24 protein-coding genes are annotated in these 26,153 nt (G+C 49.3%); 17 read left to right on the top strand and 7 right to left on the bottom strand.

All coding sequences use genetic code 11. The features are described 5' to 3' along the window. The first annotated feature begins 94 nt into the window (after positions 1-94). Both R70331_RS03290 and R70331_RS03295 read left to right on the top strand, forming a co-directional pair. On the top strand, positions 95-448 hold the full coding sequence (locus R70331_RS03290) for a carbohydrate-binding domain-containing protein (protein WP_331281508.1): 354 nt from the start codon (positions 95-97) through the stop codon (positions 446-448). Between the two features lie 183 nt (positions 449-631). Further along, positions 632-2,053, top strand: coding sequence for a stalk domain-containing protein (locus tag R70331_RS03295; protein WP_042172840.1), 1,422 nt, complete (start codon positions 632-634; stop codon positions 2,051-2,053). Between the two features lie 114 nt (positions 2,054-2,167). Here R70331_RS03295 and R70331_RS03300 read toward each other — a convergent pair whose 3' ends face one another. Next, the gene (locus tag R70331_RS03300) at positions 2,168-2,776 is read right to left on the bottom strand and encodes a DUF4304 domain-containing protein (protein WP_042172841.1); all 609 of its coding nucleotides are present in this window, start codon (positions 2,774-2,776) and stop codon (positions 2,168-2,170) included. A 146-nt stretch (positions 2,777-2,922) separates the two neighbouring features. Here R70331_RS03300 and R70331_RS03305 point away from each other — a divergent pair, with 146 nt between their 5' ends. Both R70331_RS03305 and R70331_RS03310 read left to right on the top strand, forming a co-directional pair. Then, the gene (locus R70331_RS03305; RefSeq protein ID WP_042172843.1) at positions 2,923-3,660 is read left to right on the top strand and encodes a hypothetical protein; all 738 of its coding nucleotides are present in this window, start codon (positions 2,923-2,925) and stop codon (positions 3,658-3,660) included. 136 nt (positions 3,661-3,796) lie between these two features. Then, positions 3,797-4,963, top strand: coding sequence for a DUF4317 domain-containing protein (locus tag R70331_RS03310; protein WP_042172845.1), 1,167 nt, complete (start codon positions 3,797-3,799; stop codon positions 4,961-4,963). A 510-nt stretch (positions 4,964-5,473) separates the two neighbouring features. Here R70331_RS03310 and R70331_RS03315 read toward each other — a convergent pair. Continuing rightward, positions 5,474-5,659 (bottom strand): hypothetical protein, encoded by a 186-nt coding sequence (locus R70331_RS03315; RefSeq protein WP_042172847.1) that lies wholly within the window; start codon positions 5,657-5,659, stop codon positions 5,474-5,476. A 42-nt stretch (positions 5,660-5,701) separates the two neighbouring features. Then, positions 5,702-6,643 carry an AraC family transcriptional regulator gene (locus R70331_RS03320; RefSeq protein ID WP_042172849.1) on the bottom strand — a complete coding sequence of 314 codons (942 nt, stop codon included), beginning with the start codon at positions 6,641-6,643 and terminating at the stop codon, positions 5,702-5,704. Between the two features lie 277 nt (positions 6,644-6,920). On the opposite strand from R70331_RS03320, the gene R70331_RS03325 reads away from it, so the two are divergent. The 3 genes from R70331_RS03325 to yaaA all read left to right on the top strand — a co-directional run bounded on the left by R70331_RS03325 (position 6,921) and on the right by yaaA (position 11,009). After that, the gene (locus R70331_RS03325; protein ID WP_042172851.1) at positions 6,921-7,940 is read left to right on the top strand and encodes a glycoside hydrolase family 88/105 protein; all 1,020 of its coding nucleotides are present in this window, start codon (positions 6,921-6,923) and stop codon (positions 7,938-7,940) included. Positions 7,941-7,952: 12 nt separating this feature from the next. After that, on the top strand, positions 7,953-10,112 hold the full coding sequence (gnpA, locus tag R70331_RS03330; protein ID WP_042172853.1) for a 1,3-beta-galactosyl-N-acetylhexosamine phosphorylase: 2,160 nt from the start codon (positions 7,953-7,955) through the stop codon (positions 10,110-10,112). Between the two features lie 153 nt (positions 10,113-10,265). Continuing rightward, the gene (yaaA, locus tag R70331_RS03335; protein WP_042172855.1) at positions 10,266-11,009 is read left to right on the top strand and encodes a peroxide stress protein YaaA; all 744 of its coding nucleotides are present in this window, start codon (positions 10,266-10,268) and stop codon (positions 11,007-11,009) included. A 51-nt stretch (positions 11,010-11,060) separates the two neighbouring features. On the opposite strand, the gene R70331_RS03340 is transcribed toward yaaA, so the two are convergent. Further along, on the bottom strand, positions 11,061-11,462 hold the full coding sequence (locus tag R70331_RS03340; protein ID WP_042172857.1) for a retropepsin-like aspartic protease: 402 nt from the start codon (positions 11,460-11,462) through the stop codon (positions 11,061-11,063). 401 nt (positions 11,463-11,863) lie between these two features. Between R70331_RS03340 and R70331_RS03350 the strand changes: the two genes are divergently transcribed. The 4 genes from R70331_RS03350 (at position 11,864) to R70331_RS03360 (ending at position 15,727) form a co-directional block, all read left to right on the top strand. Further along, positions 11,864-13,132 carry a helix-turn-helix domain-containing protein gene (locus R70331_RS03350; RefSeq protein ID WP_042172861.1) on the top strand — a complete coding sequence of 423 codons (1,269 nt, stop codon included), beginning with the start codon at positions 11,864-11,866 and terminating at the stop codon, positions 13,130-13,132. Between the two features lie 54 nt (positions 13,133-13,186). Further along, entirely contained in the window at positions 13,187-14,353 is a 1,167-nt protein-coding gene (locus R70331_RS03355; protein ID WP_042172864.1) for a GyrI-like domain-containing protein, read from the top strand. Between the two features lie 558 nt (positions 14,354-14,911). Continuing rightward, on the top strand, positions 14,912-15,085 hold the full coding sequence (locus R70331_RS31395) for a hypothetical protein (protein WP_156131070.1): 174 nt from the start codon (positions 14,912-14,914) through the stop codon (positions 15,083-15,085). A gap of 135 nt (positions 15,086-15,220) precedes the next feature. Next, positions 15,221-15,727, top strand: a complete 507-nt coding sequence (locus R70331_RS03360) for a hypothetical protein (protein ID WP_042172867.1) — start codon at positions 15,221-15,223, stop codon at positions 15,725-15,727. A gap of 58 nt (positions 15,728-15,785) precedes the next feature. On the opposite strand, the gene R70331_RS03365 is transcribed toward R70331_RS03360, so the two are convergent. Together R70331_RS03365 and R70331_RS03370 are read right to left on the bottom strand one after the other, a co-directional pair. Next, a complete protein-coding gene (locus R70331_RS03365) occupies positions 15,786-16,199 on the bottom strand; it encodes a VOC family protein (protein WP_042172869.1) in 414 nt (137 codons plus the stop codon). A 17-nt stretch (positions 16,200-16,216) separates the two neighbouring features. Beyond that, positions 16,217-17,203 (bottom strand): phosphotransferase enzyme family protein, encoded by a 987-nt coding sequence (locus R70331_RS03370; protein WP_052418900.1) that lies wholly within the window; start codon positions 17,201-17,203, stop codon positions 16,217-16,219. Positions 17,204-17,319: 116 nt separating this feature from the next. Here R70331_RS03370 and R70331_RS03375 point away from each other — a divergent pair, with 116 nt between their 5' ends. Continuing rightward, positions 17,320-17,703, top strand: coding sequence for a DUF7674 family protein (locus tag R70331_RS03375; RefSeq protein WP_042172871.1), 384 nt, complete (start codon positions 17,320-17,322; stop codon positions 17,701-17,703). Positions 17,704-18,109: 406 nt separating this feature from the next. On the opposite strand, the gene R70331_RS03380 is transcribed toward R70331_RS03375, so the two are convergent. Beyond that, positions 18,110-18,631 carry a ClbS/DfsB family four-helix bundle protein gene (locus R70331_RS03380; protein WP_042172873.1) on the bottom strand — a complete coding sequence of 174 codons (522 nt, stop codon included), beginning with the start codon at positions 18,629-18,631 and terminating at the stop codon, positions 18,110-18,112. 362 nt (positions 18,632-18,993) lie between these two features. Between R70331_RS03380 and R70331_RS03385 the strand changes: the two genes are divergently transcribed. The 5 genes from R70331_RS03385 (at position 18,994) to R70331_RS03405 (ending at position 26,088) form a co-directional block, all read left to right on the top strand. Continuing rightward, a complete protein-coding gene (locus R70331_RS03385) occupies positions 18,994-20,325 on the top strand; it encodes a methyl-accepting chemotaxis protein (RefSeq protein WP_042172875.1) in 1,332 nt (443 codons plus the stop codon). Positions 20,326-20,403: 78 nt separating this feature from the next. Continuing rightward, positions 20,404-21,957, top strand: coding sequence for a glycosyltransferase family 39 protein (locus tag R70331_RS03390; RefSeq protein ID WP_042172877.1), 1,554 nt, complete (start codon positions 20,404-20,406; stop codon positions 21,955-21,957). 3 nt (positions 21,958-21,960) lie between these two features. Next, a complete protein-coding gene (locus R70331_RS03395; protein ID WP_042172879.1) occupies positions 21,961-22,212 on the top strand; it encodes a hypothetical protein in 252 nt (83 codons plus the stop codon). 165 nt (positions 22,213-22,377) lie between these two features. After that, positions 22,378-24,654: an AraC family transcriptional regulator gene (locus tag R70331_RS03400; protein WP_042182092.1), complete on the top strand. Its 2,277-nt coding sequence runs from the start codon at positions 22,378-22,380 to the stop codon at positions 24,652-24,654. A gap of 507 nt (positions 24,655-25,161) precedes the next feature. Continuing rightward, entirely contained in the window at positions 25,162-26,088 is a 927-nt protein-coding gene (locus R70331_RS03405; RefSeq protein WP_042172881.1) for a hypothetical protein, read from the top strand. Positions 26,089-26,153: the final 65 nt, after the last annotated feature.

Here is a 26,153-nt window from a genome sequence, read left to right on the forward strand (position 1 = left end):
AAACGGATTTCAGACCAGGTCTGAGTCCGTTTTTTTGTTGCAACCGGGATAGGGATTGAGTACAAATTGAATATTGTGACTGCTGTGGAAAGGCATCAAAGGCAATAATATCATAATTAATGACGGTCAGATCACATTATATGCGACAGATAACGGCATCAACGCCACGCCAAAAGTGAACGATAATGCGTCCATTGAAGTCAACGGCGGTACAATCAAAGTAACGATGGGCAGCGGAGACACGGATGCTTTTGACTCGAACGGTAATCTCTTTATTAATGGAGGAACTATTGATGTAGAAGCCACTTCCGCCTTTGATGCAGACGGGACTGCTGAGCTGAACGGCGGCACGGTCACGGTTAATGGGGGGCAGATTACTGAAATTACCGAGTCGCGCGGCGGCGGCGCTGGTGGCGGATTCGGTGGCGGCGCTGGCTGGTGCTGTTAAAGAGCCCGGTTCGGCTGCTGGTCCGCCTTCTTCGCTGAAGCTGATGCCAAAGTTCCGCTGCTTCCGCTAACTCTTTTACCAGCAATGTTTCTTTCCTCTTGGTTAAAGGTAAAAATATCCATAGTGTATAATGGAGCTAACTAATCTTAGCGTGTATTCCTAATCCAAGAGGAGGACAAATCTATGAAAAAATCAGCTATACTGGCTTTCATCCTTACGATCCTGTGCCTGACGGTTCAACCTTCGCCTACATATGCAGCCTCGCCTAAAATCACTGAGTTTCACACTGCGGGCAGCTATACGTATTTCTACAAAAGCGACGACAGCCTGTGGAGGTTCGGGATGTATGAGTCCGTTCCGCACCGTGTCGAGCTGCCGCAAAAGGCTGTTAAGTTCCTTATGGACGCTTATGATACGCTGGTGCTGTTCGAGGATGGCACGGTGTGGAAATATCCCTCAGAGGGCAGCAGTGCTCCGTCACAGATGACGGCTCTAAACGGTACTACCGATATCGAGGGCAGCAATAATCATTATCTGGCTTTAAAAGAGGACGGTACCGTCTGGGCTTGGGGCATTAATTCCCAGGGTCAGCTTGGAAACGGCCAGCTCAGCGATTCCTGGGACAATCCTCCACAGCAGGTGCCCGGTCTCAACGGGATCAAGGCAATTGCTGCCGGGGAATACAGTCTGGCGCTTAACAGCCGCGGAGAAGTATACACATGGGGAGGCTGGGAACATCTTAGCAGGGTTACTTCATCCAATCCTTATGGCTTCCGGATCAGCCCGCTGCGGGTATACAGTCTTCCGGAGATTACGGCGATAGATATGTACGCCACCAGGGCATTGGCGCTCGATGCTTCGGGCCATGTTTATACTTGGGGCCAGAATTTTTTAGGTCTGAATCCTAAAAATAATTACGGAATTTTAGATACCCCGGCACAGATCCCCGGGCTGGATGAGGTGAGGGAGATTTCGATTGGGCATACAGCGCTGTTCCTGAAGGCAGACGGGAAGGTGTACGAAGCGGGGGTGGATTACAGCAAGCCAAATCTGGCTCAGGCAGAGTATGAGCAGATGCAGCGTCCGCATCCGGTTCCTTCCTTAAAGGGAATTACGGATATTGCCTCAAAGGGGGATCAGCGCTTTGCCCTGGATGCCACAGGTGACTTGTATGCTTGGGGTAACAGCTCGTTCGGGCGGTTGGGCGACGGGCTGATGACCTGGAAGAGCCGGCTGGAGCAGCCGGTCCGGATTCTCGATACCGGTACGGTCATAATCGACGGTGTTCAGCAGGACTATCCGGGCGTTATCCGTGAGGGCGTAACGATGGTACCGCTGCGTAAGCTGGCTGAGCCGCTGGGGGCGGCGCTGTCTTTTGTAGCACAGACCAAGGAAGTAACGATCAGCTACCGTAATCAAAAGGTAACGATGAAGCCCGGCGGCGCCACTGTAACGGTTAACGGCAATAAGGTGCTGCTTGGGGGACCGATCCGGATCTATAACAATGAGACGCATGTTCCGCTGCGCTTTATCAGTGAGCTGTTTGGAGCAGAGGTGGGCTGGAACGCGGATAAAGCTGAGATTAGTGTAATAACGGCAAAATAAAGCTTGATAACCGAGCTGCTTGGACCGGACTTCTCTGAGCTGTAACCATAGGCAGCCCAAGAGGCGGACTCAGACCTGTTCTGAAATCCGCTTTTTGGGGCATATTTATTCCCTTCATTTATCCAGCCCGTACTCCGCCCAAATTGCATCATACTTCCGCTCAAAGATCGCCCACCGCTTCTCGGCACCGTATTTCTCTTTAAGTCTGGCTAAGTAATCCGTTGCCGTCTCCTGATCCCCTGAGTGCAGCAGTAGCCGGAAAATCTCTTCACTCATATACAGTGCTGTCCTATCCATATAGTAATCTGCGATGTCCCTGGCGCTTGTCATGGCATGCATGAAGCTGAGGGCCTCCTCCAAATGACGGATAAGCTCAGCTGTGAAGGTCTCCCGGTCCGTCTCGGGTGTCAGCGTATAATGTTGGGGAGCAGCGGGACAGAGCTCTCTGATCCGGGCGTTTAAGTGAGCCTTGAAGTCCAGAGGCGGCAGAGCAAGATCCTCGGGCTGCTTGGACTGGAAAGGTATCAGCTCGGCAGAATGGACACTGCAATTGATATAGAACATAAGCTTGCTCGAAGTATTGTATGGGTACTTTTGAAAATTGATTTTGTAGATAAAGCCAGCCTCTGTTTTGTGGAAATTCAAATCCTTTTTACGGTAACCATGCTGTTTGAAAAAGGGTTTGATGTCATTCGTAATGATCTCTTTAAACAGCTCTTTCATAAGAACCCTCCCGGCTGAAATGAATTAGGATGAACCTCATTTTTTCCTATAACTATGTATACCCTTAATATAGTAAGGTGCCGCCGTCACAATCCACGCTTGGTTGGGTAATAATGTATTAGCGCTGAAGAAAGGGGAATCGGTACGTGAAGAAGAATGCTAAGGTTTTGCTGTACGTTTCTTTATTTACAGTTGTTATGGTCATGCTGTTCGGCTGGGTTTTGCCTGCGGTTTTGCAATTTTATCTTCATAATATGTACATAAAAGGGTTAACGCTGCTGTTCATATTTAGTGTGGTGGTGCTTACCAAACGCTTTACGTGGAACAATAATATGGTTTACGTTATTGCGGTTTTCACGCTGCTCAGCATGCTGCTGGACACCTCTGGTAATCCGGTAACCAATAAGCCGCTTGAGTGGGTAGTTTCGCCCATCGGGAAGCTGCAGGTCATGCAGGATGTCAACAATTATGCGCCTGGTGAGTATGTCATTAGGGATAATCTAACGATTCTGAAGGAGAATGGCGAGGTGCTGGAGCTCAGCACAGTCTGGCTGTATCTGTACCGGTTCGTACAGTATCTGGTCCTGTATTCGGTAGTCGGAACTCTGCTCGGCGCCATAATTGGAAAGAGGCCGCAGCGGGGGATGCCGTTCATCCAGACCGCAGCTGAAGCGCCGCTGACTGCAGAACAGGAGCAGCGGGCAGCCGCTGAAATGAAGCGCAGAGGAGAAGCCGGAAGTGTCCGGCCCATTCCCCCGCAGGAGATCCTGGACGCAGTCCGCCAGATGAAGAAGGACGGGAAGCTCATTGCCGCGATCAAGCTCGTCCGCCAGCATTCGGATATGTCTCTGGGCGAAGCGAAGCAGTATGTTGAGCAGTTATAAAAGGAATGATTCTCAGGAGGAATACCTGCGGCGGAACGCCGCGGGTATTTTTTTATCGGTGAGGCCTTAGAAAATTCCGGCGTGATCATTTATACTGGGTGAAGTGACATTTTATCGAAGGAGCCCCGAATCCATTATGAATAAAAAAGAAGTAGCGCATATCCGCAAGCAGTTTAAGCTCGACCATGATTTGCTTAGCCTTTACGATATTCTGAACGTGTACGTCATGAAGGAAACCAACGAGATTTACCACTGGGAGCGCCTGCCGTTTGGTCTCGTGGACCGGGAGAAGCAGGAGCTGTACATGGGCAATTTCAAAAAACTGCTGACCGGCGAGCTGGACCACAAGCTGTTCGAGCTGAAGTTTCAGGATGAAGCAGAGGAGCCGGCCAAGGTTATGCTGCACCAGGGTCTGGTAACCGGTGATCCGGAAGAGTGGCAGGACCTCATGCTGCTGCTGGTCGACCGGATGCTGGCTGATACCAAGTATGAAAAGGACACGGTAATCACCTTCGTACGCGGGCAGTACCACCGGCCGACCAAAGCCAGAAATGAAGCAAGTGAAGAGAGCGAGAAGAACGAGACGTTTGCACACCAGTTCATTCTGTGCAGCGTGAATTCTACCGAGCAGCAGCGGAAGCACCTCATGTTCGACTATGTAGAGAAGGAATTTAAATATAGTGTCATCGTTGATCCGATTGTGAAGCTCAGCTCACCGGAGCAGGGGTTCCTCTATCCGAGTGTGACGGACAATTATTCGGATATTAACCGCGTTCTGTACTGTACGGGCAAATCAAATTATCCGGACCCGCAGTTCATCGAGCAGGTGCTGAATGCAGAATCTTCTATAACGGCGATGGAGGAGAGAGCTTATTTCGAGGATATCGTGAAGGAGATTGCCGGCGAGCATCTGGATTCAACCACCATCGCCCAGGTGTATGAGCAGATTCAGCAGGTTATCGAGGACGGGCAGGGTGAGGAAGAGCCGGCTACGCTCGATTTCAAGGATGTGGAACGCGTTCTGAAGGTAAGCGGCGTGGAGGATGTTACGGCGGAAAAAGTGGAGCGTGCCTTCGAAACGATCATCGACGACCGGAATTACGAGATGAAGGCAGCCAGCGTAATGCCGAAATTCACCACCAAATCGATCAAAATCGAAACCAAGGTAGCGACCATCTCCGTCAGCCCGCAGGATCTGCGATATGTGAAGCAGGTTAATTACCAGGGCAAACGCTGCATCATGATCGAGGTTGATGAGGATGTAGTAATTGAAGGATTTACGCTTAGTACGGAGGAGTTGTAATTTAGGCAGGAGCTTGGCGTATGGATAAGCTGTATTTTAAAAGTTCATCCTTTCAGTTAACCGGTTAACTCCGTTAACTGGAGTTAACATCAATCCATCTTTGTGGTATACTCGGCTTAGAAACAGCGTACAATGCAAAGAGAGCCGTGCGCGAACACGACTCTCTGTTGCAACAGCCGCTTTTAAGGGCGGAGGCTTAACAAGGTTTACCTACCGAAATAGGACCGCTACCTTTGACCGGGGCGGCCTATTTCTTTTTGTGGAAAGATAGAATCAACGCGGGCCAGAGTCGCGAATGATATCATTAGCGTCAATGCTTGGTATACCTCCACTGGCATCACCTGAACGCTTTCATAGAAAGCGACTTCGTAAGCATATGCTTTTCCGGGAGATTAGCCGGCCTATAGTATGCTGATTAATTGATTGGATATATTAAACAAAAACAGGACTCTCCTTGTTATGCAAGGCGAGTCCTGTTTTCACTATTACTTCTATTATCCAAGCAATAATTCAGTCGCTTCCCTTTGACTCGCCAAAGAACTTTATCGCTGCCTTTCGAATAGCAATTTCCTCTTGCATCTCAGCAATCAGTTTATCTTTACGCTGAATTTCTTTTTCCAGTTCGGCTATCTGCTGCTCGTTCTGGCGATCATGTTCAATCTTGCCGGCTTCGCTGTTTTTCTGTGGTTTAGCCATAGTCAATCCCTCCCTGCTGCATTTATTCTTCATTATTCCTCACTACACCCAGCCTGTAAACTCCAGGATTGACGCCTTTGCCGACTGCGCCTCGGACTGTGCACCTTTGCGCCATTCTTTGGGCGAGGCGCCCATCAGCCGGGAGAAGCAGCGGTTAAAGCTGGAGATGGAGTGAAAGCCGACCTGCTCGGAGATGGAAAGGATGGAATCATCCGTGCTTTTTAGCTGCTTGCAGGCTTCCTCGATACGTGTGCTGGTCAGGAAATCGAGCGGGGCCGTACCCATGATTTCGTGGAATTTTCTGCGGAAATGGGTGGTGCTCAGGTGGCATAGCTCGGCCAGTGAATCAATCGTGATCGGCGTCATGTAGTGCTTTGTTATATACTCCAGCGCCGGAGAAATCACAAAATCCCCCTTCAGCGCCTGCTCGCTTTCCTGTCCGGCCAGCAGCTCACTCGCAGAATAAATCCTTAGCAGCTCGATATAGAGCGATTGCAGCAAACCATAGGCACTTTCCTGATAATACGGCCGCTGCTGCTTCAGCTCCTCCACGATGGAGGTAGCCAGATAATACACCTTGGGGTGCAGCTCCCTGCTCAGCACACAATTTCGGCCCTGAACTCTCCACAGATTAGGCTCGAAGCTGCTGTAAGCGCTTTTGAAGGAATGCTGGAACAGCTCCTCCGGTGAGAAAAAAAGATAGGACCATAGGCTGGCAGAATCCTTCGAGCTGTAGGTGGTATGGGGAAGGAAGCGCGGCAGAAAGGTAATATCTCCGGCTTTAAAAGGGACGGCCTCCCCTTTAATCTCCATGATCCCGCTGTCCGAATAGCAGATCCCAATTTCCAGATGGTTGTGAAAATGCAGATGCTCCGATTTGATGTCGGAAATTCTCCAGCGGTCCCCGCTCAGCAGCAGGACAGGGAATTGAATGGGCAGGCTGTAGTGGCGGTACTCGATGACGGGCTTCTTTTTTCTGGGCATGTCCGTATGGCCCCCGTTCCAATATATGGATTAGTAATTAAATTACACTATAGTAGCTAGAATGATAGCATTGTGCCGGCGTTAAGAGAATGGGATAGAAATCCCAACTTTACAGAATTTAATTATAAATGATCGAAATTGCGCAGGTTTGATATGAATATGCTTAGAATATGACTATTATACACCTTACAATAGAATTCATAAAGCGTTTACAAACTGTCAGACGGCTCTCAATCGCCATTGGGGGACCGTGTGCGAAGGAGAGGGGAATTTCAACATGCTTCAACTGGATTATGATAAGGAACTGATTTTGAGCGTTATCGACAAGGTTGCCAAGAAGACACTGGCTATGGACTTAACATGGGACTGGCCTTGCGGCGTAGCTTATTACGGGGTATCCAGAGCCTACAAGGTTACTGGTAACAAAGAGTATCTCGACACGCTGATCCGCTGGGCAGATGAATATATTGAGCTGGGCCTGCCAACCTGGACGGTTAACACCTGTGCGATGGGGCACATGCTGATTACACTCTATGAAGAGACCGGCAACCAGAAGTACTGGGATATTGTAATGAGCAAGGTGGACTATCTGCAAAATAGTGCGCTCCGCTTCGGAGACAACGTGCTCCAGCATACGGTATCGGCGAACAATGATTTCCCTGAGCAGGCTTGGGCGGACACGCTGTTCATGGCAGCCTTCTTCCTGCTGCGTGTCGGCAGCAAGCTGAAAGACCAGACCTTGATCAACGATGCCCTGAACAATTACTACTGGCATATCAAATATCTGCAAAATCCAAGCACAGGCTTCTGGTATCACGGCTACAACAATGTGAAGCAGGATCATATGTCCGGCTTCTACTGGGGCAGAGCGAATGCCTGGGGTGCGTACACCATGTCGCAGGTTAAACCGCTGCTGCATGACTGGTACCTGTACCCGCAGTGTATGGACATTGAGTGCTCGGTACGTGACCAGCTGGCAGCTCTGAAGCTTGTCCAGACTGAGAACGGCCTCTGGCGCACGATACTGAATGACGAGGGGTCCTATGAGGAAGTGTCCGCGTCTGCAGGTATTGCGGCAGCAATGGTTAACAACGGCAATCCGCTGCACACCAAATATGTACAGAAGGCACTTAAAGGTGTTCTTGAGAACATCAGCGAAGACGGACGTGTACTGGGTGTATCCGGCGGCACTGCTGTCATGAAGGACCGTGAAGGCTACTGCAACATTCCAAAAGACTGGATTCAGGGCTGGGGCCAAGGCTTAGCGCTTGCCTTCCTGTCCGATATGATTCAATAGGAGGTAAGGAATTTGACTGAACATACTAAGGGCTCTTTTACACTGCCGGGCGAATCCGGATATGAAAAGCTGACACTGGAGCTGGCTGATCGCTGGGGTGCGGATGTGATCCGTGACAGTGACGGCACCAAGCTGTCTGATGAAATTATCAACGCGGGGTACGGCATCTATTCCACAATCTGTATCATCCGTGACCATAATGAATGGGCGTCGCAGAATCCTGACAAGCTGCAGCAGTCCTTTCTGATCACCAATCCGAAGGTAGCGGTACAGGATTACTTGTCCATCTATGTTATGGAGGATTTCTTTGCTGACCAGTTCAGAGTGAACGACTCCAAGGAAGCGTTCAAATACTGGCAGGTTGTTGACCGTACGACGGGTGAGGAGCTTCCGCGTGAGCAGTGGAATTACGACCGTGAATCGGGGAATGTGGTGCTGACCGGGATTACGCCTTGGCATAAATACACCGTCAGCTTCATGGCTTACCGCATCTGGGAAGAAATCTCCATGTACAACCACACCACGAACAACTGGACCAAGGACCACCTCATGCAGATCGACCCGATGTACTCGGAGACTCAGGAGTATATGCTGGACTGGATGGAACAATGGTGCGTGGAGCATAAAGAAACAACCGTAGTCCGCTTTACTTCCCTGTTCTATAACTTCGCCTGGATCTGGGGCAGCAGTGAGCGTAACCGCCACCTGTTCTCCGACTGGGGTTCATATGACTTTACCGTGAGTGCCAGAGCGCTTGATCTGTTTGCTAAGAAATACGGCTATTCCCTGACCGCTGAGGATTTCGTTAACGGCGGCAAGTACCGTGTCAGCCACATTCCGGCCGAGCAGCGTAAGCTGGACTGGATGGAGTTCATTAACGACTTTGTCATTGGCTTCAGCAAGCAGCTTATCGATATTGTACACAGTCACGGCAAGCTGGCTTATGTCTTTTATGATGACAGCTGGGTTGGCATGGAGCCTTACAATGACCGGTTCGAGGAGTTTGGCTTCGACGGCATGATCAAATGTGTATTCTCCGGTTATGAAGCGCGGATGTGCTCCGGTGTCAAAGTGGACACGCACGAAATCCGTCTGCATCCTTACCTGTTCCCGGTTGGACTGGGCGGTGCTCCTACCTTCATGGAGGGAGGAGACCCTACCCTGGATGCCAAAAAATACTGGATCAACATCCGCCGCGCCCTGCTGCGCGAGTCGATTGACCGTATTGGACTGGGAGGCTATCTGCATCTGGTTGAGCCATACCCGGACTTCTGCGACTACATCGAGAAGATTGCCGATGAATTCAGAGAGATCAAAGAGCTGCATAGCCAAGGCAAGCCTTATCAGGTGAAAACCAAGGTAGCCGTGCTGCATAGCTGGGGCAAGCTTAGATCCTGGACGCTGTCCGGCCACTTCCACGAAACCTTTATGCATGATCTGATTCATATCAATGAAGCACTGTCCGGCTCGCCGGTGGAAGTGCAGTTCATCGATTTCGAGGACATCCGTCAGGGCGTACTAAGTAACGTTGATGTAGTAATCAATGCAGGTGCAGCAGGTTCCGCCTGGAGCGGCGGCAAGCACTGGAACGACAGCAAAGTGGTCGATATTCTGACCAAATGGGTATATGAAGGCGGTACGTTCATTGGGGTGAACCAGCCTTCTGCAGTAGAAGGGTATGACACGTTCTTTAGAATGGCCCATGTTCTCGGTGTGGATGAGGATACGGGTGCCAGAGTGGTGCATGGCCGGTGGGCTTTTGAAGCCAAGGATGAGCTGGGCCTGCTGCCTGAAGGAGCGAGCATTGAAGCGAAGCAGGGCATTTATCTGACTGATGGTGCGGCTTCGGTTGTGCAGCAATCGGGAGGCAGAATCACGTTGTCCTCGAACGCTTTTGGCAAAGGAAAAGGGATCTACCTGCCTTCCTTCGAGTTCAACCTGGAGAATACAAGACTGCTGCTCAACCTTATCCGTTACGCGGGCGGCGAGCTGAATGACAATAAGTACATCACGGATAACCTCTACACAGAGTGTGCTTACTATCCGGAGAGCAAGATTCTCGTTGTAATCAACAACAGCTCGGAGACGCAGAAGACCTCGGTTGAGACGGAATTCGGCGTGCAGACGCTGGAGCTTGCTCCTTATGATACTGTGATTAAGACGATCGGCTAATATTAGTAGTATTACAAAGCTCAAGCGTGCGGCGGTCTGCCGTATGCTTGGGCTTTTTTGCTGTGTGGCAGTTGGAGATAAGAGCTGCTGAGCACAAAATATGATAGGATAAGAGTACATTATTACCGCCATTGGGCCAGAAAAGAGAGTAGCATGAAAATCATTATTTCACCTGCCAAAAAGATGAAGATCGACACGGATGTATTTACTGAGCGTCAGCTGCCGCAGTTTATCAGCGAGTCGGAGACACTGTTAGCCGCATTACAAAAACTGAATTATGATGAGTTAAAAAGCATCTGGAAATGCAATGACGATATCGCCGCGCAGAATGTGGAGCGCATTACCCATATGAATCTGGAGCGGAATCTTACGCCGGCGGTGTTCGCTTACGAAGGGCTGCAATACCAGTACATGGCGCCGGGCGTGCTGCAGATGGAAGAGCTGGAATATCTGCAGGAGCATCTGCGGATTCTCTCCGGATTCTACGGGATGCTGCGTCCGTTCGACGGTGTGGTTCCTTACCGGCTGGAAATGCAGGCCAAGCTGGCCGGACCCGGCTATAGCTCATTGTACAAGTTCTGGAACCGGAAGCTGGCGGACCAGCTGTTTGCTGAAACCGGCTGCATCGTGAACCTGGCCTCCAAGGAGTACAGCAAGTGTATCTCTCCGTACTTGGGCGAGAATGCTCGTATGGTCACATGCGTGTTTGGGCAAGAGGTCAATGGGAAAGTAACTGAAAAAGCCACCTTCGCCAAAATGGCCCGGGGCGAAATGGTCCGCTTCATGGCCGAGCGGCAGATTAGCCGCGTGGAGGAGATCAAGGAGTATAAAGGGCTGAACTTCGCTTACTCGGATGAGCTATCTGATGAGGGGACTTATGTGTTTTTGCAGGGGTAGGGAAGCATAATGCCATAATTGATAGAACGGGGCAGGATGACCCCACGCCCCTTATCTATTTTTTTCGGAGTCCCCGGCGTACATTACCATATGCTGCAGGTCGATAACCATATTGCAGCTTTTAAGAATATCCAAACCAATGAGACCATTAATATAGTTAATGTCTTCATGAAAAATGCCAAAATCAATAGGAATATTGCTTACAATTAAATCTCCTATAATGATTTGATCAACATGTTTTTGAAAAGTGTATTCATCCCCGCCAATACCAAAGTTACGTATAAGCTTATCTCCGTTTTCGAACTTGATTCCAATTTCAGATACAACATCAGAGGACAAAAGTGAGTGGGCTGCTCCCGTATCTATTACTAGGTTGTCGATAGTTAGAGAGCGGCCTTTGTAATAAATCACCATAGAAATTTGAAGTAAATCATTAATATAGTTAATCTGCATCTTTTCGAGTCCTATACAAGGGATGGTGTCTAAGCTCAATGGCTATTTCGTCTTGTCCGGTATGATATACAATACTATTATTTTTGCAGCTAAGTAGTAATCTGGTAGCTTCATTAGGATCCTCTATTGACCGTACTAGAGCAACGTCGTCTACAAATTGAATGTTATCTTTAGTATGTGAATCTAGTATTTCAAGTAAGACATATTGATTAGGATATATTGTACGCACTTCTTGCCACTGCATCGGTATCACGCTCCAATATAAGGCCTTAATACATATTATTATACCCTATTTAAACATCTATGCCTGTGGAGGAATTATCAAAGCCCTTGTGGAAATATTAGGATAATGAATTAGACGTGCTTCATCTCCTATACTCTAATCTTCACGGAGGACCACTATGGACAAAGCAGCCCGATTCAAGAAGTCCATCTCTTACATAGAAGAACATCTGCATAGCGAGATCAGCCTTGAGCTGGCGGCACAGGCCGGATACACCTCCCTAATGCAGCTCTACCGGGACTGCTACACCTACACTGGGCATTCGGTAAAGGAGTACATCCGCAAACGCCGGCTGTCGGTTGCCCTTGCCCTGATTAGAGCGGCAGAGCTGCCGCTGGCCGAGATTGCCTATGCCTGCGGCTACAGCTCCCAGCAAGCCTTGTGCAAATATGTGAAATCCGCCACAGCTATGACTCCGTTGGAATACCAGAAAAATGATGCCTGCTATTACTTCCCCGCATACGACAGCCAGCCTGTAAGGCAGGTAACGGTTACTACAGATATAATCCCCAAGACGCTGCATACTGCTTTTTATTATCCTGAACCAGACGGCATTGAACACCGGGCATTACACGCACTGAGCACGCTTTTACCAGAATATAAAGGAAGAATCTTTGGCAGTAACGGGCAGCCGCGCAGCGGAGAGTTCTGTTATAAGCTTGCTGTAGAATATGAGCATGAGTTAATAGACCGCTTTGCTGGCAGTGTTTTTCAGGAAGCGGCTGTGCATCCGGAGGTCACCCGTACTTTTGCCAAAATAACGGTTAACAATAATGAAGCTGAGATTACGCCGGCCTGGAACTACCTTTACGGGGAGTGGCTGAGAGTAAGTATGTTCAAGCCGGCTGAGGGCGGTTATTTTGAGGAGTATATAGGCAAGAGCCGTGCCATAAACAGGCTGGTCCTGTATCTGCCGGTGGTCAAGCGGCCGGATTATAACAGTATCCGTGTGGAGTATTGTGATGAATGGTTGTTTCTGGCCGCCAACCGCTTGGGAGAGGACGCCGAGGAACAGGCAGCTGCAGCGGTAATCGCATACTTATCCATCCATAATCCCAGTGCGATAAGACAAGACGGAGAATTCTACGTATCTCAAAATGGCCTGAGCTGTACGTGTGGTGTTAGGGTGGAATCAGCTCACGTGCTGCCGGCAAATTGCGGGCTTGAGCTTTTGCAGCTTCCCCCAGGCCAATATGCTGTATTAGAGAGCAGCTGCTGCAGCGACAGCAGGGTGTTCGGCGAATTGCTGGACAGCTGGATCAGAGAAAACGGATGGAGCAGGGGGAAGGAGCCCGCTTTTACTACATACAAGACAAACGGCAGTCATGACCCGGAGAAGATACAGATGAAGGTGCGGATCAGGCTGGAAGCTGTTATAAACCGATAATACCGCAGGCCTGATTGTAAATAAAATAAAGGTATGAAAGGAGCTGGAACAAACATGAGTCTAAGAAAAAAGGACCTCCCCGAACAGGCTTCGGAAGGTTACAGCCCCCGGGTTAAGCCGGCAATACTGAGAATGGTGGAGGAGATGAGCCAGATGGAGCTTCCAAATGAAGTGCTTGTGGAGCAGGTTACTGAGTTATGTGCGATTGTGGACAGGCCGGAGATGAAGATTGTCGGAATTGCGCTGCCGGTGACGTTCGAAAGCCGGGGTTATGGGGGATTTTCAGGATTCGGGCATGCGGGCTGTATTCTAAATGACTACTTTTATACCAAAAAGCTGATATCCGAAGGTGATATGACCCTGCTCTCCAGCCTAATCAGCAGCAGACTCCAAGGCGGGGATAATGTTATTACAGTACGGACAGAGGTTAAAGGCGACGGCAACTATAAGGTGATTGTGGGCTATGAGGTGGACAGTCTGGAGGACTTGCCGGACCATTTGCCGGAGTATACGGAGACGCTTACAGTACCGGCCTGCCGGTATGCCAAGGTCCTGATTAATGAGGGGCAGCAGGAAGGGCGGCTGGGGTACGGCGAACGTATGCACGCGGATGAGTACTTTGTGGGGGATTTCCGCAATGATACCAGCTATGTATATAATCCTGCGGGCTGCGGGTTCAATACATATGACGGCAAGGGAGAGGTTCTGACCAAATATGAACCGGTTATGACGGCACAGACGGTTGCCGAGCGCTACGCCTCCCTGCGTTTTAAGGCCGTTACTCTTCCAGAGATGAAGATCGCCTGCAGTATGACTCTGCCGGATAGCGAGGAGTTTGTGATTACGAAGTATTTTGGCGTGCAGGACCAGGTGTTTGCCACTGAAGCAGCAAAATATTATCTGCATGATTACTACGGGTTTGCAGCGGATAGCGGTCAAGAGGGGAAGTACAATTCCTGTTTTGGCACAAGAGTCAGCTCGTTCACCGGACTGCCGGATGGCGTAGAAAAGATAACGCTGCCGGGTGGCATCTATCTGCATATCAGCCAGCTTGAAGTGAACGGTGATAATCCCGGTATCCCATATGATGCTGCGTTCAATCATCTGGAGGAGCTGTATCTGTCAGAGCATCCCGAGTACCAGCGCGACTGGAACAGACAGGTCATCGCCCGGTTCCGGCAGGCTAATGCGGCTTCGGTGTTTGTTCCGCTGATGATGTGAAATTGAACGAGAAGAGATGCGAGATGAAAGATAAACGATGAGGCCCTTCCCGGCGGGAAGGGTTTTTTCGGCGGGAAGGGGAATTTGTATGTAGGGTGTAGTATGTAGGCTGAATCTGTTGATGAGCTGTGTATTTGCCATGGGCAGAGATTTTTTACGTAAGGTTATTGCGCGAGTGCAGTTTTTAATAATGGAGGCGAATTTAACATCTCTACTACTGTCTATGTAAATGTCCGGCACTGGCTGTTCTGGTACGGGCTTTATGGGTTTTGTAACAAAAGTGCTAACGATGAGATCACTATATATGCAGATGAAGGGAAGAGTAAGCGTCTGGGGTATTTTGACCTTATAACAGAGCCTTGTCTAGCCTATATTTTAAAGCATGATCTGGATCGGATTGACGATGCGGAGTTTTGTGAGGAGATTGAAGCCTTTTTACAGGGAGAGCAGGATGTAGCCTATAGTTACAGTTATCCGCCTAATGAAAAAGAGCTTTCCCGTCAGGTAGGCCATTCCGCACCCATAAATGATGAAGGGTATAAGCCTGTTTACATCACAATGTTTTCGAAGCTGTCAGCAGCCTGGGATATGTATGCGATTGAACGAGCTGTGAAGATCATTGATGAAGAATTTTTGCATATAAAGGTTGAAAAAATAGAGTTTCTGGATATGCCGACGTACGAGGAGGCTAAGGTGTCTTATGAGCGGGATTACGCGCCTTATGTAGGCTGAGCAGATATTGACTTGAACGCTGATAATAGAGTAAATGCTAATAACCATTGTGTAGAGAACCGGAATATCTGATCCCGGGATATATACAGTGTTCAGCTATTAATGGGTAAATAAAAATAAAAAGGAGAATCAATCATGAGGTTTGAGCTGTTTATTGCTATTCCTATTGTAGCGGCTCTTATTGTAGTAATCTGGTGTATAACTGTAATTATACGGAGACAAGCGATCCGGAGAACAATGGGTAACCGGCTGCTGATCGTCAGGGATGCAAGGTTTACTCTTGATGTGATTTTCGGATTGTTATTTTTAGCTATCGGAGGGTATCAAGTGATCCGGTTCTATGGAGCAGAGGGCGATATAGAGCTGATGTTTATATTTTGGCCGATGTACTTAATCCTTTTGGCACCTGTTTATTTGGTAAGAGCGCTCAGTAAAATTGAGATTTATGATCAGGGCATCCTAACGAGAGATGGTATGTGGAGATGGGAGCAGACAGAGAAAGTGTCCGTTAAAGATGAGGGCAATTCTGTAATAGTCAAATTTAAACTAAAACGCAATTGGCTTAATAACAAGAAGATAACCATAAATAAAAACGAAAAAGAGAATGTAATAACGTTGCTGAATGATGTCATTAAATTATAAAGGGATCTACCGGAGCCGTCCGAACTTTAATGAAGGGGGCGGTAATCCGCCCTCTTTCTTAATCCTCCATCATCAGTCCCCAGCGGAAGCCAAACCTGTCCACCACGGAAGCCATAGAGGAGCTGTATGTCGTTGTGCGCAAAGGCTGGATGATGCTCCCGCCTTCCTTGAGCGTTTCGTAGGCTTTTTTCACCAAATCATCTGTTTCAAAGGTAATAGTCAGGACGAGATTGGGGTTTCCGGAGGCCTCCGGCCCGATTTCATCCGCGAGCATAATGCGCTGAGTGCCGATGTAAGCCTCTGCGTGATATACATAGCTTCGTTGCTCTGCCGTTATGCTGAAATCCCAGTCTTGCGGATCGGCGTCTGCATAGTGCAGAAGGTAAGTGACTTGCAGGCCGAACGCTTTCTGATATAAACCGATTGCTTCTTCACATTGTCCATAAAAATGCAGAGTAGGTGTAACAAGCATGAATGTGCAGCTCCTTTTTAGTTCAACAGGAAGGGTTCCCCGTTCAGATACTTATTGCAGAAGCGTTCAACTACATAAGGAATGGTTCTGGACAACTCTTCATGCTCCAGCGGATTAGCGGAGAGGAATGCAAAGTTTCTGAGAATAGCCCAGATAAAATAGCTCTCCAGCAAGTGCTCATATTCCGGCGGCAGCTCGTTGTGGCGGGTGTAGGCAGAGATAAAGGTGCGGCGGTTATCGGGCGATAAGTGCAGGAAGGTCTCCGCAACATCAAACAGATAGAAGCCGTACCCGCAGCCGGAAAAATCAATCGGTCTCGGTTCACCGTCACAGAACACGTAGTTGCTCTCATGCAAATCGGAATGGATGATGCCATAGTTATCCCTTGTTAAAGGCTGCTGTTCGATGACCTCCGCAATGCTGTTGGCCGCTGATTCCAGTAAGTTGAACTGCTCTGTGGATAAAAGGCCGGAAGGGAGCTGACGCTGCATTTGTGCGAGCGAGGACAGCAGGTTCTCACGGTGATAGACCGGGCGGACGAATCCGGCTGGTAATTCCCATTGCTTCGAATGCTGATGCAGCGCCGACATGAGCTGTGCCAGCTGCGTTACTTCTTCCGGGCTCGGCTCCCGGTCAAGGGTATCACCGTCTACCCAGCGGCAGCAGGTGGCATTAAGGTGTCCCAGTGTTCCGTAAGTGATTACGGTAACCAGCTCTTGCTCCCGGTTTTTTACTGGTGTGGGAAGGGTTAGCTTCGTATCGCGGGATAGGGCCTCCAGCCAGATGAGCTCTGATTCGATACTGTCTCTGGTTTTTCTTTCGCCCTCGGAGTAATGCAGCTTTAGCAGAATGTCCGGGTTCTCTGCAAGAGTTCGGACCCGGAAAGTGACGCTGCCGCTTTTGCCCAAGTAATCCAGTTCGCTGCCCGGAAAATCATACTGCTCCAGCGCAGCCTGCGCCATTAGGATAAAATCTTGCTTTGTGTATTCTTGCTTTGTGTACAAATCACCAGCTCCGTTGTTTGTTTTCAATATTCTACCATATTGTTGACGGGGAGTAGCTGTTACTATAATGAACAAAATATGGAGGTTCCGGTATGAGCACGTGGAGGAGGAAGGGCTTGGAGCTGTTTTATGATATCAGGGGTTCGTTCACCGGTAAAGAGGATACGATATACACCTTGATGGTCCAGCTGCGAAGTCGGGTGAAGGATGCCCATCTGAAAAAGGATACGGATGAGCTGGACAAGATTTACGGGTACGTGGAGTGGTGCTTCAATCAGCGGAAGCGATGCTTTGACCTCTGCAACGCGGCGGCGGTGGGCTTCTATGAGCATTTGGTGGAGGAGGAGATTACGAGGCATGCGATTCCTTACCGGGTGAAGCTGGAGATCTTCGAGCAGGTTCAGCCGCTATTTGAGTGGATGCTGGAGCGTGAGGCAGAGAAGTATGAAGAATTGGTGCTGGAGTACAACCGGGTAAATCATACGGCGTTTGAGTGTTAGGATGGCTGGGCATGTGCGGAACAGCGAAATCAAAGGTAAAAGTGCCGTTGATACCGTCCGTGTGAGGCGGAACAGTGGAATCAAAGGTAAAAATGCCGTTGATTCCGCCCGTGTGAGGCGGAACAGTGGAATCAAAGGTAAAAATGCCGTTGATTCCGCCCGTGTGAGGCGGAACAGTGGAATCAAAGGTAAAAGTGCCGTTGATACCGTCCGTGTGAGGCGGAATGGTGAAATCAAAGGTAAAAGTGCCGTTGATTCCGCCCGTGTGAGGCGGAACAGCGGAATCAGCGGGAAAAATCCCTCTGATCCCCCTCTAACGCGCCAGATCCGCGATACTCGCCCGTCCGACACTCCGTTCTTACTCCGCAACTCTCTCCCGTCTGCCACTCCGCGACTCCGCCCGTGCTCACTCCACCGAAACATGCTTCTTCCACTTTCTAATCTTCGCCCGGAAGGTTTTGAACGGAGCTGCCGAGTTAATGTGAATCCATCGGGCCATCGGCCAGTTGTCCTTGCTGCCTGTCCAAGCGCGAATCCCCTGAGTAAACAACGCCTCCTCCGTCAAGCCACCTACCCATTCCAGCCACTCCTGCTCCGTCTGACGGAGCAGCTCCCGGAGTTCTGTGAGCGTGTAGCCCTCGTACTGTTGATAGAAGGACTGGTACAATCCACCCAGCTGGTTCCATTTATAGTCTGCAGACGGCATCGGCACACTTTGGCCTGCAAGCTCCGCCTTGTCCCAGCCCATAACCAGATGCAGCCAGCCCAGCTGATAAGCAATGATTTCCCCCGGTGTTTTATCCACCTCAGGTATCCGCGTGTTTCTGTAACGGTCGTCGATCCCTGCAAATTCGGCATCGAACAATATGTAGTTAGTATGGATCGTATCCAGCAGCTCCTGCTTAGAGCTATATTCATAGCTTGCCATGTTATCCATATCCCTCCCTGTATCTTTAACTAGGTTATACCATAGAGCAGTGACACCAGTATGTCTGGTTTAACTCAATTAATACCATTAATCATTACAGCTGAACCGTTTGCCGCCCCTCGCGAATTATGCTCCTTGCGACTCCCGTCCCTCCGCCACACCCGTCCCTCCGCCACACCCGTCCCTCCGCCACACCCGTCCCTCCGCCACACCCATCCATCCGCTACTCGAGTCACTCCGCCCCCCATGTCACTCCCGCCATCCACCACCTCACTAATCAGTCTGACCATCTCCGTTTGTTTATGTTCAGTTAATCCGGCTGGGTTATGGTAGAGGCATCATCTTTTGCGGGGGAGAGGCATATGGGCATTAAGAACCGGTTGTTGAATACTACTGTGAACTCTATTAAGTTCAAGCTGGTGCTGGCGATTGTGATTGTGCAGGTGCTGAGCACGAATATCGGACAGGCTGTGAATTATCTGCTGGACAGAAGCGGAGAGGTCATTGAGATCGTCGGAGGGGACTCCAGATATATCGAAGGAAACGTCGGCTTCCTGGTCTCATCGGGACTCAGTATTCTGATTTCTGTGTTCATTATTGTTTTTGTATACGATAAGCTGGTCCTGAAGCGGCTGAAAAAGGTACTGGCGTACACCGAGCAGCTGGGGGAAGGCGTGTTGTCGGGGGAGCTTAAGTTTGGCGGCAATGATGAGATCAGCAGACTCGGCCATTCACTCGATAAAAGCGCTGCCCATATCAAATCCTTAGTCTCCGGAATCGCAGATATTTCGGGCAACATCAATTCGGCCAGCTATGAGCTAATGGAATCGGCCCGTAATTCTTCGGCCAGCATGAACACGATACATACGACTTCATCAACCCTCGCGGATGATGCGTTAAGTCTGCTGCACTCCACCCGGGAAGCGAATAGCTCCTTCGAGCAGATCCATGAGCAAAACCGGTTGCTGCTGGCAAATGCCGGGTCGGCCTTGAGCTCAGCGGATGAAATGGAAAACCGCGCTTTACAGATGAGCCGGCAGGTCATTGCGTCCCTTGAGCAGGCCGACCGGACCTACAGGGAAAAGCAGGATAATATTCTACAAGCCATCGCAGCCGGCGCAATTGTTGAGGAGATCAGCGTCATCTCCCATAGCGTCAAGGCAATCTCGTCACAGACCCATCTGCTGGCTCTGAATGCATCGATTGAGGCAGCCAGAGCGGGTGAGCAGGGCAGAGGGTTTGAGGTGGTTGCCGGAGAGGTGAAGAAGCTGGCAGACCAGTCTGCTCAGGCCATTTCGGGAATTGAGGAGCTTGTGGTACAGGTTCGGGAGGTATTCGAGCATCTGTCGCGCAGCTCCCAGGATGTGCTGGAGTACATTGACCATAATGTAAAAGCGGATTATGAGCTCCTGCTGCAGACCGGCCGCCAATACCAGTCAGACGCGGCGCTGATCCACCGGATTTCTACGGAAGTGAACGGGTCTGCGGCCAAAATGAATGCCTCCATTAAGGAGATCAGTAAGGTGATAGATACAGTTGTAGATACCTCCGGGAATGCTTCTGCCTATACGGCCGAGATTAATGCCAGCCTGTCCGACATTAATGTGGTGATGAATGAGGCGGCAGTGTCGATGGAACAGCAGTCTGCGCTGGCGTCACAGTTAATCGAGTCAGTAAAAAGATTCACTTTTTAATAAAACATCATTTTCATCTAACGTTCAGCTTCATTATGTATACTCCGGTTATCATACTGCCTTAAGGGGAGGCTCATCATGGCCAGGGGTATTCACAAATCACTTTATATCATCCTTAGCTTGTTCATCGGACTGTTCATTGCATCCTCGTTTTTTATCAGGGCGAAGTACAGTTATTTCGTGTATGGCGATACACCGGTGCTCGAGAAACAGCAGCTCGGCCTGTTCATTCTGGTCATCGTTCTGATGCTGGCAATAAGCGCCGCGCTCTATACAATAAGCCTGAAGCTCAATAGGTTCAGCAGACGGATCGTCATTCCTGCCGTTCTGGCGGTGTCCTTTGCCCTTCAGCTGGCTATTATTTTCCTGTTCCCCCGTCTGCCGACGGATGATTCTGAGACGGTGCTTAATCTGGCGCTGGATATGCTATACCGCAGCGATTATTCGTCCTTTGAGACGGGCGGGTATCTGCATATGTTCCCGTTTAACTTCTCAACGGTACTATACTTAAAGACGCTGCTGTATATTTTTCCGGATAACTACCTGACAATTAAAATATTCAATATTCTGTTCACACTGTTAACCGCGTTAATGATTTACCTGCTGTATAAAGAGCTTAACGTTAAGTCCCGGGAGCATGACTACGGGGTTCTGGTATTTGCGGCAGCCTATCTGCCGGCCTTGTTCATGAGCAACTTTATTTATAATGATGTGATTGCTACCGCTTTTCTGACGAGCGCATTATATTTTGCCGTGAAATTTATACAAAGAAAATCCTTAAAGGACATTCTGTTTGCAGCCATCCTGCTGGCCATCGGGAACTATTTCCGCAGCGTCGGTGTCATTGTGCTGATTACGGTACTGATTAGCCTGCTGCTGGGTATCCGTAAGCTGGGTGTGCGGAAGACACTGGCGGCGTTATTCATTACGGGTGCGCTGTTTAATGTACCAGGCTGGACCCAAAATGCGGCGCTGCAGGCAGCGGGTGTAGTGGATGAATCCGTCAATACCAATTCCGCACCGGTCTATATGTGGCTGAATATGGGCATCAATCTGGAGACGTTCGGCTTCTGGGACAACCGGGAGAGCTATACGATTTACCAGCAGGATGCTGATTACAATAAGGCGGCAAGTACGGAGCTGTTCAAAGAGGAGATCAGTAATAAGCTGGCGGACGCAAGCGCAGGCGATCTGGTCAAAATGTATTATAAAAAGCTGATCTGGACCTGGACGGAAGGCACCTACCAGATGGAACGCTACGGACTCGGTAATGACAGCTCCTCCGGCGACAGAGGGCGCATGGTGGGTATGGTCATGGACCGCTACAGCTACACGAACGCAGCCACTGATCTTTTTAAAGGAGCTTCCGGCTACCGGAGCGGACTGCTGTGGATGATGTATGGGCTGAATCTGCTGATGTACGGCGGTATCCTGGTCCGGCTGATCGGAAGTATCAGGGCTGGACGCTACGGGGAAACTCCGCTGGTGCTGAGCATACTCGGGTTTATCGGATTTTATCTGCTGTGGGAGATTAAGTCGCGGTATATTTTCCCGGTGTATCCGCTGCTGATCGTGTTCTCGTACATGGGCTTTAAGGATGTATATGATTACTTTACCGGAAGGAGGAGATGAAGAATGCGGACCAGACGTTATACTGCTCTGATCATAGCTGTGCTCAGCTGCTCTATGGTGCTGACTTCGTGCGATGCCATTTCCTCTCAGACAATCTCCAGTGACGGCAGCGGCTCAGGCTCGCGGATGAACAGGGGACAGGGCTTTGGCGGCGGCCGCGGCACGGATGGCGGGTTCCCCGGGATGAACGGCGGGATGAGACGTAACGGCGGGCAGGGCATGGATAGAGGCAGCGGGCAAGGCGGACAGAATTAAGCAATCTGCTCCAGGGGTACCGGATTTCCCCCGCAATACACAAATTGAACATGCAGGTTCAATTTGTACATCAACCCTGCACAAGGATCGTGCTATCATTGGTAATGTACAAAAAGAGTGACATTACAAAAAGAACAATGAGGCAGGGGATCAGTATTGGCTTGGATGCGGGGAAAATTCACCCGGAGTGTAGCTTACCGGCTATTTGTTTCGTATGCTGTGATTCTATGTATACCGGTCATACTCAGCTTAATCATATACGGCCAGACCCGGGAGATCGTCAAGCGTGAAATCGTGCTGGCCAGCGGCGCAATGCTGCAGCAGGTCAGGTACATCGTGGACGGGGAGCTGCTGCAGACGGAGAGTCTGGCGGCCCAGCTGGCTATCCACCCGGATGTGCGCAAATTAATCTCATCCAGAACGGAAAGCGCTTACGGAGTATATGAGATGAAGCAGGAGCTGAACAAGCTGCTGTCGGCGAATGATTTTATACAGGGTATTTATCTGTACTCGAAACCGCTGCAGACGGTGCTCTCAAGCGAAACCTATGTGAAGGAGCAGGACTTCTATGAAATGAAGCTGCAGACGGACACGTTCAGCTACGGCAGCTGGCAGGAGCTCATCAACGGGGAGCAGACGCGCGGATATGTGATGCTTCCTGTAGAGAATCAGGGGAATATCGTCTACACTCCGGCTTATGTCCGGTCACTGACGAAGCAGGGAAGCTCTGAGACGGCAGGGACGCTGATTATTGCGCTTAACGCTGAGAAAATCATGACCATGCTGGGCAATATCGACTGGGTGGAACGCGGCCAGGTGTTCATTATGGATACGAATAATCAGGTGCTGATCCAGAATGCCGGCCGGAATACAGTTGCTCCTCCGCTGTACCGGGAGTGGAGTGACCGCGGGACAGGGACGTTTACGGGCTCCTTTCAGGAAGTGGAATCGATGATTACCATTGAATCCTCAGACACAACGGGCTGGAAGTATATCAGTGTGTTTCCGACAAAGGTATTCTGGGAACGCGTCGGCACCATCCGTAATTTGAACCTGCTCGGGCTGCTGCTGTGCTTTGTGATCGGGGGGGCGGTAATCACTTATTTTGCCCGGAAAAATTATGACCCGATCAGGCAGCTGGTGAGCGTGTTTGCCCGTAATACGATGCCGCGCAGCGGGGCGTATCTGGATGAGTACACCTTTATCCGCAGCAGTGTGCTGGAGACGATCCGCGAGCGCGATGATATGAACAACAAGCAGGCCCAGCAGCTGCGGGTGCTGAAGGATTATTATCTGGTCAAGCTGCTGAAGGGGCAGACGGACCGTAATGTTCCGCTGACGGAGCTGGCGAAGGCCTACCATTTGTCATGGACGGGGGACACCTTTGCCGTAATGCTGTTTTATATTGAGAGCAGTGAGGACGGAGTGACCGATCTGGCCTTATCCCAGTTCATTGTCTCGAATATCGCTCAGGATACGGCGGGTGAGGGAGTGATGCTGCATTTTACAGATGTGGACGGAATGCTTGCTGCGGTGGTAAATGTACATCCGGAGTTCACGGAGCAATGGAAGGAGCAGTTAGAGCAGGATCTGGCGAAGGCCGGCAGCTTCATTCTCGAGCGGTATAGGCTCCGGTTCACCGCAGTGGGCAGCAATCTGCTGAGCGGGATGGACGGGATTCATCAGGCTTTTGTGCAGGCGCTGGAGGCGCAGGAGCACCGGATTATGCTCGGGGAGCGGGCGCTGATCTGGTACGGGGATATCAAGCCCGGCGAGAGCAGCTATTTCTTCACTGTGAACGACCAGATGATCCTGATCAACTTCCTGAAGGCGGAGGAATTCGGCAAGGCACAGCAGATGATCAGCAATGTGATCGGGCAGGCATTCCAGTGCGAGGCTTCCCATGAGATGGCCAAATGCGTGCTGCTGGATCTGGCAACGACGATGATCAAAACGATTCCCGACTCGGAGCAGGCCGGTATCGCCTGGGAGGAATGGCGGCCGCTCAAGCGGCTCTTATCTTGCTCCACCAAGGCGGAGTTTGAGCAGGAGCTGATGGATATTTTCGGGCGGGTATGCGGACTGCTTAAGAGTAAGCAGAATAATCAGGCCGGCACCGGGATCAGCGAGAAGATTATTGATTATGTGCAGAAAAATTATAATGACAAGAATCTCAGTGTCGCCCTGATCGGAGATGAATTCCGGCTGACTCCGCAGTACGTATCCCGCTTGTTCCGTGAGCAGACAGGAGAGACGGGGCTGCACGATTATATCAACCATACCCGGGTGGAAGCAGCAAAATCGCTGCTCATAGAGGGAGTAAGCATTGACGAGACGGCGGCCCGCGTCGGCTTCGCCAGCAGCCATGCGCTGATTCGTGTGTTCAAGAAGTATGAAGGCATCACCCCCGGCAAGTACCGAACGATTCAGGAGCAGGGGTAAACTATTGTATGAGCATTTCGAATAATTAACTGTTTACAAGGTCTTTACAAGTCAAACCGTAAAACGATGATGGTGTTTAACAAATCGGCTAAGCCAATAATGGTAACAGAGCCGCAGGTCAAACTCCAATTTGTGCGCTAAGGCAGTAGACGTATCGATATTTTTTAAAAGGAGTAGTGGGTAATGAGCGAAGTATGTCTTAGGAACAATGTTCATTTTCTTCTCGGGGGGGAGGGGGAGGGATTTCTCTATTTTTTCATGTAGGCACGTCAGCCGATGCATACTGCTTGAGCATGCCGACCTGCTAGATATCTATCTTTGAATGTTGTTTGTCTAAGGTTTGTTTCAATGCTGTGAATGATATATATATCATTTACTCCTTTTGTTTACCAATATTAAATATCTCAAAAAAAGGATTATTTTATAAAAAAAGATAAATAGTTTACAAAAAGGAAAAATAACTATATTATTAAATGGTACAAAATACATTATTTAGGAGATGAAGTCGTGAACTTAGTGAAAAAAACTGCACTTTTATTGTTTACTTCTGCAATTGTTGTAAGTGGTTCTGCTTATGCCGCTGAAGGTAGTGTTGACAGTCAATCTACTGTAGTGAATATCAGTAATCCGTTTATTACAAAAGATGCACTGATTGTATCTCCAAAAGTGGTTGATGTTGTAGAATCTTCTATAGTTTACAGGGAAGCAGCACCTTCGTCAGATCAGCTTATCAGGGTAGAAAAGGTTGCTGATTTGGAAGGTATTGATAAAGAAACGGGAAAGATTTTGGACGAGAGAGCGCTAAAAGCATCTTTAGAAAAGCTATATAACTCGGACAACAGTAAAATAAATGGTTCTAGTGCTGCGAGTATTTTCAATAATATTGCCGAAATCCAAACTACTAAAGCATCAAATAATATAATTTCTCCTATGTATGCTGATGGACAAATTGTCATGGAATCGTGGACATCAGGACCATATTTGGCCTCCCAGGACTATATGGTTCGCTATCAACCGTCATGGATTTCTGAAGATAACTACAGATCAGCTGTCCCAATTAAAGTTACATATACGAAAATGCAAAAAGTTGCTCTTACCATAAATTTTGCTGGCTCAGATGAAATTAGAAAGAAGTATGGATTTACAGTAGGGGGGTCAGTAGAACAGACAACTACAATTGCACAGGGTGCTGATATCCCAGCATGGACTGTTTGGGGAACTCGACCTTACATTAAATACAGAAATGATAATTACACTGGAGAATATACCGTAACGATATACGCATCAGGATCCTTAAATAATTATACGTATACAAAAACAGGTACCAATACCAGTGTAGTTACTAAAGCAAATGAGTATTGGTCAAGGGAAAATACAAGTAAATCGATTAATGCAACTACACCAATACCACCAACCACAGCTCCTAACGTTTAACGGAAAAGCTAAACAAGTGTCCTCGACGTAAAATCGAGGACATTTTCCGTTAGTTTATGTAATAA

Source organism: Paenibacillus sp. FSL R7-0331 (assembly GCF_000758645.1).
GTDB lineage: Bacteria > Bacillota > Bacilli > Paenibacillales > Paenibacillaceae > Paenibacillus_AQ > Paenibacillus_AQ camerounensis.

Bases quoted from the DNA above. Each gene is read 5' to 3' on its own strand.
- R70331_RS31395 (WP_156131070.1), top strand. From the start codon at position 14,912: ATGTTTTCGAAGCTGTCAGCAGCCTGGGATATGTATGCGATTGAACGA.
- R70331_RS03315 (WP_042172847.1), bottom strand. From the start codon at position 5,659: ATGGCTAAACCACAGAAAAACAGCGAAGCCGGCAAGATTGAACATGAT.
- R70331_RS03360 (WP_042172867.1), top strand. From the start codon at position 15,221: ATGAGGTTTGAGCTGTTTATTGCTATTCCTATTGTAGCGGCTCTTATT.
- R70331_RS03325 (WP_042172851.1), top strand. From the start codon at position 6,921: ATGCTTCAACTGGATTATGATAAGGAACTGATTTTGAGCGTTATCGAC.
- R70331_RS03350 (WP_042172861.1), top strand. From the start codon at position 11,864: ATGGACAAAGCAGCCCGATTCAAGAAGTCCATCTCTTACATAGAAGAA.
- R70331_RS03300 (WP_042172841.1), bottom strand. From the start codon at position 2,776: ATGAAAGAGCTGTTTAAAGAGATCATTACGAATGACATCAAACCCTTT.
- R70331_RS03340 (WP_042172857.1), bottom strand. From the start codon at position 11,462: ATGCAGATTAACTATATTAATGATTTACTTCAAATTTCTATGGTGATT.
- R70331_RS03400 (WP_042182092.1), top strand. From the start codon at position 22,378: ATGCGGGGAAAATTCACCCGGAGTGTAGCTTACCGGCTATTTGTTTCG.
- R70331_RS03390 (WP_042172877.1), top strand. From the start codon at position 20,404: ATGGCCAGGGGTATTCACAAATCACTTTATATCATCCTTAGCTTGTTC.
- yaaA (WP_042172855.1), top strand. From the start codon at position 10,266: ATGAAAATCATTATTTCACCTGCCAAAAAGATGAAGATCGACACGGAT.
- R70331_RS03380 (WP_042172873.1), bottom strand. From the start codon at position 18,631: ATGGCAAGCTATGAATATAGCTCTAAGCAGGAGCTGCTGGATACGATC.
- R70331_RS03310 (WP_042172845.1), top strand. From the start codon at position 3,797: ATGAATAAAAAAGAAGTAGCGCATATCCGCAAGCAGTTTAAGCTCGAC.
- R70331_RS03355 (WP_042172864.1), top strand. From the start codon at position 13,187: ATGAGTCTAAGAAAAAAGGACCTCCCCGAACAGGCTTCGGAAGGTTAC.
- R70331_RS03385 (WP_042172875.1), top strand. From the start codon at position 18,994: ATGGGCATTAAGAACCGGTTGTTGAATACTACTGTGAACTCTATTAAG.
- R70331_RS03365 (WP_042172869.1), bottom strand. From the start codon at position 16,199: ATGCTTGTTACACCTACTCTGCATTTTTATGGACAATGTGAAGAAGCA.
- R70331_RS03395 (WP_042172879.1), top strand. From the start codon at position 21,961: ATGCGGACCAGACGTTATACTGCTCTGATCATAGCTGTGCTCAGCTGC.
- R70331_RS03295 (WP_042172840.1), top strand. From the start codon at position 632: ATGAAAAAATCAGCTATACTGGCTTTCATCCTTACGATCCTGTGCCTG.
- R70331_RS03320 (WP_042172849.1), bottom strand. From the start codon at position 6,643: ATGCCCAGAAAAAAGAAGCCCGTCATCGAGTACCGCCACTACAGCCTG.